Here is a 14698-nt window from a genome sequence, read left to right on the forward strand (position 1 = left end):
ACAACGCCAGCCTGTCTGATGAACAGGTGCTGACTTTGTGGAACGGCATCGTGGCCTCGGTGCGCAAGCGCTGATCGCCAACAACATGAATTCAATCAAGTTATCTCAGCGCACTCTATGACCCAGAGCAACGAAGAAACGGTGGCGAAATCGGAAGCGATTCGTGGCGCTGCAACAAAGACCGAAGAGGACGGTGGGCGGTGGGGTGAGGGCGTGAATGGTGGCACACGCGGTCTATCTCCCCTCGCCCCCGAACCCCCACACGCCCCCCGCCTCGCCGCGATCCGGGCCGCCCAGAACCCGCTGCTCCAGGCCGCCCAGCCTTTGCTCCGTGCGCTCGCCGACATGCCCAAGGCCATGGAGCCCGCGGCGGTCGAGGTCTTTCACCGGCTGCTCGAACGCGAGGTCAGTACCTTCGAATCTCTCTGTGCCGACGCCGAGATCAAGCATGAGCATGTGGTTGCCGCCAGCTATGCGCTGTGCACCGCGCTCGATGAGGCGGCCAACAGTACCGCCTGGGGCGGTGGCCAGGACGACGGCGCCGGCATCTGGTCTTCCCGGCAACTCGTGGCGCGGTTCCACGGCGACATCCAGGGTGGGGACAAGGTCTTCCTGCTGATCGGCCGGCTCGCCGCGCAGCAGCACGAACACATCGACCTGCTCGAAGTGCTCTACATGATCCTGGGGCTCGGCTTCGAGGGCCGCTATCGCAGCGCGGCCCAGGGCCGGCGCGAACTCGACACCATCCGCAACCGCCTCTACACCCTGCTTGCCGCCGCACGGGGCGATGTACCCACCGAGCTGTCGCCGCATTGGCGCGGCGTGGGCGCGGGCCGGCTGCGGCTGTTGCGAGGCGTCCCGGTCTGGGTGACTTTCTCGGTGCTCGGACTCGCCTTGTTCGCGCTCTTCGCTTGGTACAAGTATCAGTTGCTGCAGTTGAGCACGGAGGTCCAGCGCCAGATCATCGCCGTCGGGCAACTGCGCCGTCCGCCGGCACCGCCAGTCCAGCCGCTGCGTCTGAAGGCGCTGTTGGCACAGGAGATCGCACGCGGCACGGTGAGCGTGGATGAGGAAGGCGCACGCAGCGCCGTGAGCTTCCGGGGTGACGACATGTTCGTGCCCGGCCAGGCGCGACTCAGCCCTCGCATCGAGCCGGTGCTGGCTCAGGTAGGCGACGAGATGGGGCGTGTCAGTGGCACGGTGCAGGTGACGGGCCACTCCGACAACCAGCCGATCCGGACGCGCGAGTTTCCAGACAACCAGGTGCTCAGCGAGAAGCGCGCCGCAGCGGTGGCGGACGTGCTGCGGGCCCACGGCGTCGCGGCCGCGCGGCTGCAGGTGAGCGGCAAGGGCGATACGGCGCCGATGGCAGACAACGCGACGGCCGCCGGGCGCGCGCAGAACCGGCGTGTCGAGGTGGTGGTGACGCAGGGTCTCGCGGGCGCGTCGGTCGCTGCGGCTTCCACGCATTGAGCAGCGAGACAACGACATGCAATACATCAAGCAACTCATGGGCATCGTCCTGTCGTGGCGGATGCTCGCCTTCGTGGCGACGCTGCTGCTGTCGGCGGCGGTATGGTTCGTGGGGCCGCTGCTCGCGGTCGACGGGCTGCGACCGCTGTCCTCGATGGAGGTCCGCATCGGCATTGCCGTCCTGTTGATCGCACTCGGGCTGTTGTGGCTTCTGTCCGGGCCGGCCAGCATGGTCGGCATCGCCGCGACATGCCTGTTGATCTGGCACGCCGGCCCGCTCCTGTCGCTGGGCGAGATCCGGCCGCTCGGGCCCGCAGGGGTGCGCGCCGCGGTCATCGCCATCGTGCTGTCGGGTTACGCCGTGTATGGCTGGCGCCAATTGGTCCTGGCGGTCGAGAAGGACAAGGAGCTGCTCGTCAACTTCCTGCGATTCGGCTGGTCCGGCCAGCGCGACAACAAGGCGCGCGAAGAGCTCAAGTCGGTGGCCGACAACCTGCATCGCGCAATGCAGCAGTTGCGCGCGCTGCGCGGCGTGGGCGGACTGCGCGGCATCTTCGAGGGCAAGCGGCATCTCTACGAGCTGCCTTGGTACATGATCGTCGGCAGTCCGGCAGCGGGCAAGACCACCGCTCTTCTCCATTCAGGGCTCCAGTTCCCGGTGGCACGCGCGAGCGGTCGTGGCGGGCCCGCCATGCCCGCGGGCACGGTGCATGGCGACTGGTGGATCAGCAACGAGGCCGTGCTGATCGATACGGCAGGGCGCTACACCACGCACGACAGCGATGCCGGGATCGATCGGGACGAGTGGCGCGGCTTTCTGGGCCTGCTGCGCAAGCACCGCACGCGCGCGCCCATCAACGGCGCCATCGTCGCCTTGAATGCCTGGGAACTGATCGGGCAGGACGCCGTGCAACGGCGCGCACACGCAGACCTGATCCGCGATCGGCTCGTCGAATTGCGCCAGGAGCTGGGTATCCGCTTTCCCGTGTATGTGATCGTGACCAAGATGGATCTGCTGCCCGGCTTCAACGAATATTTCCAGTCGTTGACGAGCGAAGGGCGCACGCAGGCCTGGGGCTTCACGCTGCAGGCGGATGAGGCCTCCGCCGCGCGTGGCGGCGAGCAGCCGGCGCTGCGGGACCGTCTCGATGCCGAGTTCGCGCTTCTTCACGACCGACTGGCCGCGGGGCTGCGCGCGCGCCTGAACGAGGAATTCGATGCCGACCGCCGGCGCCAGCTCTTCGCATTGCCTCAGGAGCTGGCCAGTCTCTGGACGCCGCTGTCGGACATGATCGGCGCCGTCTTTCTGGATTCGCGCTTCGATCGCACGCAGCGTGACGTGTCGCTCCGCGGCGTCTATCTGACGAGCGGCGCACAGGTCGCATCGCCGGTGGCTGCGGATGCCGACACGCTGGTGCAACGCATGGCACGAAGCATCGTGGCGGTCGCGAAGAAGCCCGATGTCCCGGCAGCACTCGCAGCTGCGAGAACGCCGGACGCGCGTTCGGCGGATGTGCCCATTCGACTCGAACGCCCCGACACCGAGGCACCCACCGGTCGTCTCGGTTTCTTCCTCCGCGACGTGCTCGCCAAGGTGGTCATTCCCGAGGCGCATCTGGTCCGGCCGAACCTGCGCTGGGAGTTTCGATTTCGCTTCTTGCGGCTCGTGGGTCACGCATGCGCATTGGCACTGTTCATCTGGCTCGCAGGTGCACTCGCGACCAGCTTCGGCAACAACCGGCAGTACGTCGTGGCCCTGGGGGAGCGCGCGCAAGGCCTGTCGAAACAGGTCGCAGCGATGTTCGCGGACTTCAAGTCGAATGGCGTCCCCGACGTGCTGAACGCAACGCGTGATCTGCCCTTGTCGCCGTGGCTGGACGTCGACAACCCGCCGCCCGGCTTCCTGTATGGCCTCTACGCCGCGGCGCCGTTGCAGCACGCGTCGCGCACGACCTACGCGCAAGTGCAGGACCAGGTACTGCTTCCCTTCATCCTGGCGCGCATGGAGGCCGTGCTGGCGCAAAGCGTGCGCGACAGCGATGCCAACATGGCCTATGCCACGCTGCGCGCCTACAGGCTGTTGCACGACCCTGCGCACTACATGCGCGAGGGCGGTGCACGCGATGTGCGTGACTGGGTGCTGCGCGATTGGGCAGCCGCCGACAGCGCCGCCATGTTCGGCGGGCGCGCATCGATGGTCGGGCACGTGCAGGCGTTGTTCTCCGGCGAACGTCCGGTGCAGGCCGCGTCGCTGCCCAACGAAGCGCTGGTGCGCGAGGTGCAGAACTTCCTGGATGGCAGCACGTCGACCCAACGCGTGTACGAGCGCGCCAAGGCGGCCATGCGCTCGGAGGCACCACAGGAGTTCACGCTCGTGCGTGCAGTCGGGCCGCAGGCCGGCACCGTGTTCTCGCGCACGGACGGCCAGCCGCTGGAAAAAGGGGTGCCAGGCCTGTTCACCTACGACGGTTATCACGGACTCTTCGACAAGCGGTTGCCGGAGTTCGTTGCGTTGGCGCTCGAAGACGACGCGTGGGTGATGGGCCGAAGTGTCAGGGGCGCGACGGACGGCGCTGCCTCGGGCCCGCGTGGCGCCGGTGAAGCGTCGCCCCGCTTGCCGCAGAACGATGCGTTGCTCGACGACGTGCGTCGCCAGTACCTGGAGGAATATGCTTCGCGATGGGAAGGCTTTCTCGACTCCATCCGCACCGTCAACGGCGCCGACACGGCCGGCGCCAGCCTTGGCTTCGACCTGAGCGTGCTGCGCCAGCTGGCCGCACCCGACTCGCCGCTCGCACGGCTGGCCCGCGCCGCCGCACGCGAGACCACGCTGTCGCGGCCGCTGGCCACGCAGGCGCAGGACGACCGAGGCTTTCTCGAGAAAGCCATCGATCCCCTGAGCCAGAAGACACGCGAACTCGGACGCAACCTCGGCCTTCGCAACGAAGAGCGCATGGAAAGGCAATGGGTCGACAACCGCTTTGCCGCGCTGCGCGAGGTCGTGACGGGTCAGCCCGACGTGGGCGATGCCGGTGCGACGGCCTTGGGCGCCAAGCCGGGTCTCGAGGCCGTATCGGGGCTCGTCAACGAGTTCTACACCGTGCTCGTCGTCGCCGACACCGCGCTCAACACCAACAGCCTGCCGCCGGGCGCCACTGAAATCGGCGCCAGGCTGAAACTGGAGGCCGGCAAGTTGCCGCCACCCTTTCGCGAGGTACTGACCGCGCTTGCCAACAGCGGCAGCGACAAGGTGACGCAGGGCGCCACGCAGATCCTGCGCAAGCAGGCGCAGGCACAGTTCGATCGGATCATGGGGCTGATGGCGTTGCGGGTCGGCGAACCCTGCAAACGCGGCGTGGAAGGGCGCTATCCGGTGGCGGCGGTTGCGCAGGACGTGGCCATCGACGATTTCACCCAGATGTTCGCCACAGGCGGTGCAGCGGATGACTTCTTCAGCCGCTACCTCGCGCCCTTCGTCGACAACAGCGTGCGCCCCTGGCGCTACAAGAACCCGGACAGCGCCAACGCGATGATCGGCGCCGAAAACTTTGCCAGCGGAGTCGCTCCCGCGCCGGCTGTCGCGGGCCCCACGCTCGTGGGCGAATTGCTCAAGCTGCTGGCACAAGGCGGCCCGGACCTCGACATGTTCTATCGCGCGCAGCAGGTGCGGGACTTGTTCTTTCGTGAAGCCGGTGGGCGCAAGTTCGCGTGGAAGCTGGGCATCAAGGTGCAGGAGCTGGAGCCGAGCGTCACCGATCTGATCATCGACATCGACGGGCAGGGCCAGCGCTACGTGCACGGGCCGGTTCAACCGTTCGTGGTGGACTGGCCCGGCCCTCGCGGCGGCTCGATGGCCGAGCTCACGGCCAATCCGCGCATCTCCGGCGAGACATCGACCGTGGCCGCCAGCGGTCCATGGGCATTGTTCAGGTTGATCGAGAAAGGCCGCATCGTCGACACCGCCACGCCGGGGCACCAGAGCGTCGAGTTCGCCTTCGACGGCCGCAAGACGGTGCTGGACATCGGTGCCGGCAGCCAACCCAATCCGCTCGGCAGCGATGTGCTCAAGGGCTTTCGCTGCCCGACGCGCGCGTCCTGATCCCGAGGCTGGCCATGCTGAAACTGAACCGCCTGTTGATACCGAGACGCCTCGCGCCGCCCGCCATCTGGGGGCGCCTGCCGACGCACGCAGACTTCGTGCGCAGCGGCATGTTGCATGGGGAGAGCGAGGGCTGGTCGAGCTGGATCGCGCAGCAGGGGCTCGGCGGGGTGGCGGGGCTCGAGTTCGCGAGGTCCGATCGGGTGGATGCCGATACCGATACCGATACCGATACCGATACCGATACCGATGTTGTCGAGCGCATCGATCCGATCTGCTTCATCCTGCCACCCGGCACGCTGGCGTTCGCGCCGCGGCAATTCGTGATCGGCGCGATGGTGCCGTCGGGCGACCGGGCCGGTCGTCGCCATCCCTTGCTGGTCTACCAGCGCACGTCGCGCCGCTGGTTGAACGCGCATCTCGTTTCGACGGATTCGTCGGTGATGCGCTGGCTGATGCGGCTGAGCCGCGCGATCGCCGGCCATGTCGCTGCCGACGGCCAGCGCGGTCTCGGCCTGCCTGCGCTCACCCAGACCGTGCAGGCACTGTGGATGCTGCATGCGCCGCACATGCGCAGCGGGCTCGATCGTCGCACCGTGCCTGAAGGCGCGCCGATCGCGCCGAGTTGTGTCCCTGCGCTGCATGATTGGCCGCAGCGCCTGTTTCGCAGCGATGCGAAGCCGATCTTCTGGCAGCAGCCTGTCGACGGCAGCGTGCTGCACTGGGCCGCGCACCCGCAGGTGCTGTGGCAGGCGCCGCCACCGCCTCCGGACCCGATCGCAACCGAGTCTTCGCCGCTGCGAGACGCACGGGCCGACCCATTCGGGCCGCTGGGGTTGTCGCGTGTGCCGGCGCGCCATGCGACGGACCCGATGGCGCTGCTTGCGGGCGGCGCACCGCGTGACGCGGTTGCCCGGCGACCGGATGCCGGCCAACCCTCCGGATGGTTCGACGGCTTGCATGCCGAGTTCGTTCGAGCGGTTCAAGACGCCACCTCGCTGGCGGGGCAGGCGGACTGGCAGGCGCCGACGCCTGCGCGCGGCGAGACGCCACCGAGCCTTGATGAGCTGCAAGGTCTGGCCGCTCGCTTCTCGCGCTTACGCGACATCCTGATGCCGCGCGGCGACGTCACGGCATGGATCGACGGCATCGATGGTTCCGGCAGCGGCGAAGCGGTCGACTTTCTGGCGCCGGCGCCCCCCGCTGACGTGCTGCGTCTGTTCGCGCCCGACTGGGCGAAGAGCGGCCGTACCGAGTTGCCGACTCTCACTCTCCGTGAGCACCATGTGCTGTCGCCGCACAGCCCGATGCCCATCGCCCGACGCCCATTGCCTGCGGAGGATCCATCGGCATGACGCCTCCATCTACCGATTCGTCGCAACGGAGCGCGCATCCGGCGGCGCGCGTGCCGCAGCCGCCTGCGGCCGCCCACTTGCGTGCGCATGCGCAGTTGCTGCCCACCCTGTTCGATCGCCTGCGTGACGAGATGCCGAGCCGCAATACGGAGAGCCCCACGGACTATGTCGCGACACCCGACCGGATGCGCGAGATCATCCAGCGCGACCTGACTTTTCTGCTGAACACCACCAACGCCGAAGACCTGATCGACCGCGTGCGTTTTCCGGATGCGGCCGCGTCCACCATCAACTTCGGCATGCCGCCGCTGGCCGGCAGCCATCTGTCGGAACACCGCTGGGCGGACATCGAGCGGCTCATCCGACGCGCCATTGCCGACCACGAGCCGCGCTTGCGCGCCGACAGCGTGACGGTGCGGCCCCTGGCCAGGGAAGGGGCGAGCGATCGGTACAACGTGCTGCTGTTCGAGATCCGTGCGTTGATCGACGTGCGGCCCTATCCGCTGGCGCTCACGGTGCAGAGCTCGGTCGATCTCGAGACCGGCCGCATGCGCATCGACCGGCCCGCGCCGGGCCCGGTACGGGCCATCCGCTGATGCGCTGACCCGCTGCCCCGGCTTCGACATCTCTCCAACAGGACATCCGCCGCCATGGATCCCCAACTGCTCGACTACTACAACCGTGAACTGGTCTACATGCGCGAGATGGCCGGTGAGTTTGCCGCTGCGCATCCGAAGATCGCTCGCCGTCTCGGCATGCAGGGAATCGAAGTGGCCGACCCTTACGTCGAGCGGCTGATCGAATCCTTCAGCTTTCTGTCGGCCCGGATGCAGATCAAGCTGGACGCCGAGTTTCCACGGTTCACGCAGCGCCTGCTCGAAGTGCTGTACCCGAACTACCTGAGTCCGACGCCTTCGATGGCCGTGGCGCAGTTGCATCCCAGCGCGCACGAGGGTGACCTGTCGCGCGGCGTGGTGGTACCCCGCGGTACGGCTTTCCATGCGCGCGTGCCGGCGGGCGAGCAAACGCCTTGCGAATTCCGCTCCAGCCAGGACGTGGCCTTGTGGCCGATCGAGATCGTCGATGTGCGGCTCACCGGCGCGCCGCCCGACATCCCGGGACTGGAGCGCCATCTGCCGCCGCATGTGCAGGTGACGGGCGCATTGCGGCTGCGGCTGAGGACCGTGGGCGAGATCGGTTTCGGCGCGCTGGCCGGGCTCGATCGCCTGCCCGTGTACCTGTGCGGCAACGAGCAGGTGGCTTCGCACCTGTTCGAGCTGCTGCACACGTCGGCGGTCGCGACCATCACCGGCGAACCCGGGCGGCTCGCGCAGCGTCCGCACGTGGTGACCGAAGGGTCGCTCGTCCATGAAGGGCTGGAGCCCGGCCAGGGGCTGCTGCCGCTCGAGTGGAATACCTTTCATGGGCACAACCTGCTGCACGAATACTTCGCGTGCCCGGAGCGCTTCTATTTCTTCACGCTCACGCAGCTTGCGCCGGGGCTGGCGCGCATGGCAGGCCGGGAGGCCGAGATCGTGGTCCTGCTGACGCGCCCGCCCGGGTCGCTCGGTGCGTTGGTTGACGCGCAGCAACTGGCGCTGTTCTGTACGCCCGTCGTCAACCTGTTCGAACGCCGGACCGACCGTGTGGAAATCAACCAGGCGGACCCCGAGTTCCACCTGGTGCCCGACCGTTCGCGCCCGCTGGACTTCGAGGTCCATGCGGTCCGGGCCATCGCCGGCCAGCAGGCGCAGACCACCGAGGCGATGCATTTCCGCCCGCTCTACCAGACACTGAACGAGGACGAGGGCAACTACGGCCGCTATTTCTCGGTTCGACGCGAACCGCGTCTCGCGTCGAACAGCGCGCGCAAGTACGGCACGCGCACACCCTATGTCGGCACGGAGGTGTTTCTGTCGCTGGTCGATCAGAACGAGGCGCCGTACGCCGACACCATCCGCTATCTGTCGGTGACGGCATGGCTGACCAACCGGGATCTCCCGTGCCTGGTTCCGCGCAACGGCAAGGCCGACCTCACGGCGGCCGAATCGCTCCCCGTGTCCGCCATCGGCTTGATCCGGCCGCCGAGCATGCCCAAGCCGCCGTTCGCACTGGGAGAACTCGCCTGGCGGCTGATCCGGCAACTCGGCTTCAACCACATGCCGCTGGCCGACATGCCGCACCGTGAGGGCGCCCAGGCGCTGCGTGACATGCTGCGGCTGTTCGTGGCGGTCGACAACGATGTGCAGCAGCGGCAGATCCGGAGCCTGGTGGGTTCGCGCATCGAGCCCGTCACCCGGCGATTGCCTGGCGCGGGGCCGTTGATCTATGGTCGCGGCGTGCTGTGCACGCTCAGCGTCGACGAGGAGGGGTTCTCCGGAACCAGCCCTTACCTGTTCGGGCTGGTACTCGAGCGTTACCTGTCGCGGCACGTCAGCATCAATGTGTTCACGCAGACGGCGCTCGAGTCGATGCAGCGCGGCACGGTGGCGCGCTGGCCGGTGCGCATGGGCGGGCGGGGCATCGTCTGATGAAGCGTGATGCGATGACGCGCGCAGCGGGCCTGCTGGAGCTGCTGTCGCAAGCGCAACGGACGCCCTGGAAGTTCGGCTTCCTGGCGCTGATGCGGCGCATCGGCGCGCAGCACTCGCATCAGCCGCCGATCGGGCTTGCGCCGAGGCCGCAGCAGGAGTCCTTCCGACTGGGTCAGACCGCTGCGCTGACCTTCGCGCCGCGCGAGATCGCCGAGATCGCGCTGCCCGGCGACGCCGCACTTCGGCGTGGCGGAGCTTCAGGCAACGGCCTTGCCGGTCCGGTGATCCGCCTGTATGGACTCGGCGTGCTCGGCCCCAACGGCCCGCTGCCGTTGCACGACACCGAAACCGTGCGCGAACGCACGGAGAGCCACAACGACAGCACGCTGGCGGACTTCCTCGACATCTTCCATCACCGCTATCTCACGCACATGTACCGTGCGTGGGCGCAGAGCCAGGCGGCAGCCGGGCTGGACCGCGCGGACGACGAGACCTTCAGCCGCTATGTCGCGTACCTGACCGGGCACGACCCGCTGGAGATCCGCGATTCGATATTGCCCGCGCACGCGCGCCTGGCCGCATCGACCTATCTCGGCTGCGAGGCGCGCCATCCGGATGGGTTGGGACGCACGCTGGCGCAGTTCTTCGGCGTTCCCGTGCAGCTGCAGGAATTCGTGCTGGACTGGATCCGCATCGACGACGAGGACCGGAGCCGGCTGGGCTGGCCGGGCGCGTCGAGCGTTGTCGGCGCCGGCGCGATTGCGGGCGAGGTCGTGGCCGACCGGCAGAACAAGTTCCGGCTCGTGCTCGGGCCATTGAGCCTGGCGCAGTACCTGAATTTCACGCCGCAGGGGCGCGACCTGCCGCTGCTCGCGGAATGGGTGCGCGCCTTCGTCGGCCATGAGTTCGTCTGGGAGGTCGAACTCCGGGTGCGCCATGACAGCGCCGCGCCCGCATGCCTGGGCGAATCGCAGCGGCTCGGCTGGTCGACCTGGCTGGGCCGTGCGCCGGTTCGCGACGCCGGGCCGGACCATGCAGTCGGCATGGTTTTCGAACCCGAACGCTACGTGCGGGCGGCCCACGTTCCGGCCGCGGCGGCCTGATGCGCGGCACCTCTTTTTTCCTTTCCGGATCGCCATCGCCATGAGCCCTTCAGACAACGCGCCCGACATCGCCTTGATGCATCCGGTCTCCGAGCACGAGCCCTGCGGCGGCAGCCTCGAGTACGACTCCGAATACGCCGTTCTGCTGGCGCGCCTGATGCCGGGCACCGAAGCGCAGTACGGACACTTCGTGGGTGTGCCGGAAGCGCCGAACTGGACGGACGTCGAGCGCGACTGCCGCCGGTTGCTGCGGCGGACCAAGGACATCAACCTCTTGGTCTGGCTGTGCCGTGCGCGTACCCGGCTGGCCCAGGCCGGCGGGCTGGTGCAGATGCTGTCCACGCTGCACGCCATGCTGCAGACCTGGCCCGATGCGATCCATCCGCAGGCGTCGATCGAGGGCGAGCACGACCCGGCCGTGCGTGCCAACGCGTTGGCGGCGCTGGTCGACCCCGAAGGCCTGCTGGGCGATCTGCGCGAAGTCGCCGCAGCGACCCACCACCTGCGCCTGAGCGTTCGCGACGTGGAGCGGGCGCTGGCGCCGCGCCGCGCACCGGACGCACCCGACGCCGAGATCGTGCTGCGGCAGCTTCAAGGACTGCGCATGGCGGCGGTGGGTGATGCGCTTGCGCCCGTGAACCTGCTGGCCCAGGCCGCGCGCATCGTGTGCGATATCCAGGCGTGGATCGACGTTCACCTGCGCGACGAAGGCCCTTCGCTCGCGCCGCTCGTGCGCCTGCTGCAGCCCTTTGCGATGCCGACGGTATCGCTGAGCGTGGCGCCTTCCAGACCGCTCCATCCGCAGGATGCCTTGCCGGCGTCAGTCGATGACCGTGCGAAAGGTGCAATAGCGGAGCCAGCCGCGGCCGCGTCGACCCGCGAAGACATGCGTCGCAGCATCTGCGCGGCCCGTGGCTGGTTCGAGCGGCACGAGCCCAGCAGCCCGGTGGCCGTGTTGCTGAAGCAGGCCGAGCGCATGGTCGGCAAGCGATTCCACGAGATCGCGGATGCGATTCCGCTGGACCTGTTGCGCCAATGGGAGACGGCCGACCACGGCAACGGGAGCGAATCATGAGCCTTCTTGTGGCGATGTTGGCTGCGGGATCTGCCGGCCTGTTGGGCACCGCCGTGGGCGCCGCATGGGTGTGGTCGGCGCTGCGCAGACGCATGGATGCCTATGCGGCGCAATTGCACGTGCCGCATGTGGATCCGCAGCAACTGGCGTCGTTGCGGGCAGACCTGCATCAACTGGCGCAGCAGCAGGCGATGCAGGATGACATCCAGGTCCAGCGTTTGTACCAGTGGCAGTGCGACTTCATGCGCTTCGTTGACGAGAGCCGGAGGCGCCAGGTGTCGGATGCATCGGAGGCATCGGAGGCAGCGGATGTGTCGGCTGCCGGTGCGCTGCAGCAGGCGGTGGCCGCCGACGTTTCGCCGGCCCATGCCGACGTGTCGGCGACACGTGAACTCACGGATGCGGAAATCGATGCGCTGCCGCCCGAATTGCCCGAACCGGCGCGGCGCAAGCGGTTGGGGCGCGTGCCGGCGACGCCGGCGATGCATGGCGTCTGAATCGTCGCAATCCGCCGTCGCAAATCCTGCGACGACGGCGGCCGGAGACACCCGTGTTGCACGCGGCCGGCACGTCCGTCTCGTCGCCCGGCCGTCACCCAGCGGATTCCGCAGCCCCGCCGTATAGTGTCTCCGTCCGAGCGCCACGCGCACCCCAGCCATCCATCCTCGCCCCACATGGACCGCCAAAACTTCGACCAGCCCGACAATCCCCTCCGCTTCGGCAGCGGCCAGTCCGTTCGTCGCCTTGAAGACCAGGCGCTGCTTTCAGGCCTGGGCCAATACACCGACGACGTCGACGTGGCCCGGCAGGCGCATCTGATCTTTCTGCGTTCCCCTTATCCGCATGCACGCATCGTGTCGGTCGACACGTCGTCCGCGCTGGAGCTGCCCGGCGTGCTCGGCGTCTTCACCGGCGCCGATCTGGTGGCCGCAGGCGTCAAGCCGCTGGCGACCACGGCGGGCTTCAAGCGGCCGGGTGGCGGGCCGGGCGTGTCGCCGCTGCGGCGCGTGCTGGCGCACGAGCGGGTCCGCTTCGTCGGCGAGCCCGTCGTCGCCGTGGTTGCCGAGAGCGTGGAGCAGGCGCGCAACGCGGCCGAGGCCGTGTTCGTCGATTACGAAGAGCTGCCGATGGTGGTCGACCTGCACGCCGCCATCGCAACGGGCGCGCCCGCGCTCATCGACGAGGCGCCCGACAACGTCGCGGCCGAGACGCGCTACGGCAGCGTCGAGGCGACGGCCGCCGCCTTCGCTCGTGCGGCGCACGTGGTGGCGCTCGACATCGTCAACCAGCGGGTGGTGGCGCTGACGATCGAGCCGCGCGCCGTCTCGGCCGACTACGACACGGCCACGCAGCGCATCACCGTCCGCATGAGCACGCAGATGCCGAGCGGCGTGCGCAATTCGGTGTGCGACGCGATCGGCCTGCCCAAGGACAAGGTGCGGGTGATCGTCGGCGACGTGGGCGGCGGCTTCGGCATGAAGACGAACGCCTATCCCGAAGACGTGGCCACCGTCTTCTGCGCGAATGCGCTGCAGCGCCCGGTCAAGTGGGTGGCCGATCGCAGCGAGGAATTCGTGTCGTCCTCGCACGGCCGCGACGTCGACGGGCATGCCGAGCTGGCCCTCGACGCCAGCGGCAAGATCCTCGCGCTGCGCGTGGCGACGCTGGCAAACGTGGGCGCCTATGCGGCGCCGTCGGGCGTGGCCATCCAGTTGCTCATCGGGCCCTGGGTGTCGACCAGCGTGTACGACATCCAGACCATCGACTTCCACTTCCGCGCGGTGCTGACCAACACCGCACCGACCGGCGCCTACCGCGGCGCGGGCCGGCCCGAAGCGATCTTCACGATCGAACGGCTGCTCGACGAGGCAGCCCGCCAGAGCGGCATCGACCGCATCGAACTGCGCCGCCGCAACTTCGTCCGGCCGGAGCAGATGCCCTACAAGAACCCGATGGGGCAGGTCTACGACACGGGTGAATTCGAACGCATCATGGACGCCGGCCTGGCGCTGGCCGACTGGCAGGGTTTCGAGGCGCGCGCCGCGCAGTCGCAGGCCGCAGGCAAGGTGCGCGGGCTCGGCATCGCGACCTTCCTCGAATGGACCGGCGGCAACGCCTTCGAGGAACGCGTGACCGTGGCCGTCAAGGCCGACGGCGTGATCGAGGTGTTCTCGGCCGTCAACGCGATGGGGCAGGGCATCGCCACATCGCTCGCGCAACTGGCGGTCGACACCTTCGGCGTGCCGATCGACAAGGTCCGCGTGATCCTCGGCGACACCGATCGCGGCGACGGCTTCGGCAGCGCGGGTTCGCGCTCGCTGTTCACCGGCGGCTCGGCCGTGCGCATCGGCGCCGAGCGCACGATCGACAAGGGCCGTGAACTGGCGGCCGCCGAGTTCGAGGCCGCGCCCGACGACGTGACCTATGCCAACGGGCGCTTCACCGTGGCGGGCACCGACCTCGCGATCGACCTGTTCGCGCTCGCGGGCAAGCAGCCCGACAGCCAGATCTTCATGGACTCGACCAGCGCGGTGGCCGGACCGAGCTGGCCGAACGGCTGCCACGTCTGCGAGATCGAGATCGACCCGCCGACCGGCGAGATCGCGGTGCTGGCGTACAGCTCGGTCAACGACGTGGGGCGCGTGGTCAACCCGATGATCGTGCGTGGGCAGCTCGAAGGCGGCGCGGTGCAGGGCATCGGCCAGGCGCTGTACGAGCGCGTGGTGTACGACGTCGAAACCGGCCAACCCGTGACCGGCAGCCTGATGGACTATGCGGCGCCGCGCGCCGACATCATCGAGACGATGTTCCGCATGGAGATGGACGAGTCGGTGCCCTGCAAGAACAACCTGCTCGGCGTGAAGGGCGTGGGCGAACTCGGCACCATCGGCGCCACGCCGGCCATCGTCAACGCGGCGGCAGACGCCTTCGCGCGCGCAGGCCTGGCCCACAGGTCGCCGACGCTGCAGATGCCGCTCAGCGCGTCGTACATCTGGCAGGCGATGCAGCCGGCGGCCTGACCCGCGCCGGGCCCTGTCGACCTGCATCGACCGTGATGC

The 14698-nt window shown here is 68.4% G+C and carries 9 protein-coding genes; all 9 read left to right on the forward strand.

Annotated features, from left to right (window positions below):
- Positions 1-117 precede the first annotated feature (117 nt).
- The 9 genes from tssL to AC07PZ_RS30525 all read left to right on the forward strand — a co-directional run bounded on the left by tssL (position 118) and on the right by AC07PZ_RS30525 (position 14659).
- Complete coding sequence (gene tssL, locus AC07PZ_RS30485; protein ID WP_495298932.1) at positions 118-1473, forward strand: type VI secretion system protein TssL, long form; 1356 nt, start codon at positions 118-120, stop codon at positions 1471-1473.
- 16 nt (positions 1474-1489) lie between these two features.
- Positions 1490-5572, forward strand: a complete 4083-nt coding sequence (tssM, locus tag AC07PZ_RS30490) for a type VI secretion system membrane subunit TssM (protein ID WP_495298933.1) — start codon at positions 1490-1492, stop codon at positions 5570-5572.
- Between the two features lie 98 nt (positions 5573-5670).
- Positions 5671-6927, forward strand: a complete 1257-nt coding sequence (locus AC07PZ_RS30495) for a TagK domain-containing protein (protein WP_495298934.1) — start codon at positions 5671-5673, stop codon at positions 6925-6927.
- Positions 6924-7523: a type VI secretion system baseplate subunit TssE gene (gene tssE / locus AC07PZ_RS30500; protein WP_495298935.1), complete on the forward strand. Its 600-nt coding sequence runs from the start codon at positions 6924-6926 to the stop codon at positions 7521-7523. The genes AC07PZ_RS30495 and tssE overlap by 4 nt, the downstream gene beginning before the upstream one ends.
- 54 nt (positions 7524-7577) lie before the next feature.
- The gene (gene tssF, locus AC07PZ_RS30505; protein ID WP_495298936.1) at positions 7578-9458 is read left to right on the forward strand and encodes a type VI secretion system baseplate subunit TssF; all 1881 of its coding nucleotides are present in this window, start codon (positions 7578-7580) and stop codon (positions 9456-9458) included.
- A 14-nt stretch (positions 9459-9472) separates the two neighbouring features.
- Positions 9473-10564 carry a type VI secretion system baseplate subunit TssG gene (gene tssG, locus AC07PZ_RS30510; RefSeq protein WP_495298937.1) on the forward strand — a complete coding sequence of 364 codons (1092 nt, stop codon included), beginning with the start codon at positions 9473-9475 and terminating at the stop codon, positions 10562-10564.
- Between the two features lie 40 nt (positions 10565-10604).
- On the forward strand, positions 10605-11639 hold the full coding sequence (locus AC07PZ_RS30515; protein ID WP_495298938.1) for a type VI secretion system protein TssA: 1035 nt from the start codon (positions 10605-10607) through the stop codon (positions 11637-11639).
- Positions 11636-12136, forward strand: a complete 501-nt coding sequence (locus AC07PZ_RS30520; RefSeq protein ID WP_495298939.1) for a hypothetical protein — start codon at positions 11636-11638, stop codon at positions 12134-12136. The genes AC07PZ_RS30515 and AC07PZ_RS30520 overlap by 4 nt, the downstream gene beginning before the upstream one ends.
- Before the next feature lie 177 nt (positions 12137-12313).
- Positions 12314-14659 (forward strand): xanthine dehydrogenase family protein molybdopterin-binding subunit, encoded by a 2346-nt coding sequence (locus AC07PZ_RS30525; RefSeq protein WP_495298940.1) that lies wholly within the window; start codon positions 12314-12316, stop codon positions 14657-14659.
- The last annotated feature ends 39 nt before the right edge of the window (positions 14660-14698 follow it).

This window comes from Variovorax sp. GW821-FHT10B04 (genome assembly GCF_059415645.1).

Excerpts from the sequence above, each read along its gene's own strand:
- AC07PZ_RS30515 (WP_495298938.1), top strand. The coding sequence starts at position 10,605 with ATGAGCCCTTCAGACAACGCGCCCGACATCGCCTTGATGCATCCGGTC.
- tssE (WP_495298935.1), top strand. The coding sequence starts at position 6,924 with ATGACGCCTCCATCTACCGATTCGTCGCAACGGAGCGCGCATCCGGCG.
- tssG (WP_495298937.1), top strand. The coding sequence starts at position 9,473 with ATGACGCGCGCAGCGGGCCTGCTGGAGCTGCTGTCGCAAGCGCAACGG.
- tssF (WP_495298936.1), top strand. The coding sequence starts at position 7,578 with ATGGATCCCCAACTGCTCGACTACTACAACCGTGAACTGGTCTACATG.
- tssM (WP_495298933.1), top strand. The coding sequence starts at position 1,490 with ATGCAATACATCAAGCAACTCATGGGCATCGTCCTGTCGTGGCGGATG.
- tssL (WP_495298932.1), top strand. The coding sequence starts at position 118 with ATGACCCAGAGCAACGAAGAAACGGTGGCGAAATCGGAAGCGATTCGT.
- AC07PZ_RS30525 (WP_495298940.1), top strand. The coding sequence starts at position 12,314 with ATGGACCGCCAAAACTTCGACCAGCCCGACAATCCCCTCCGCTTCGGC.
- AC07PZ_RS30520 (WP_495298939.1), top strand. The coding sequence starts at position 11,636 with ATGAGCCTTCTTGTGGCGATGTTGGCTGCGGGATCTGCCGGCCTGTTG.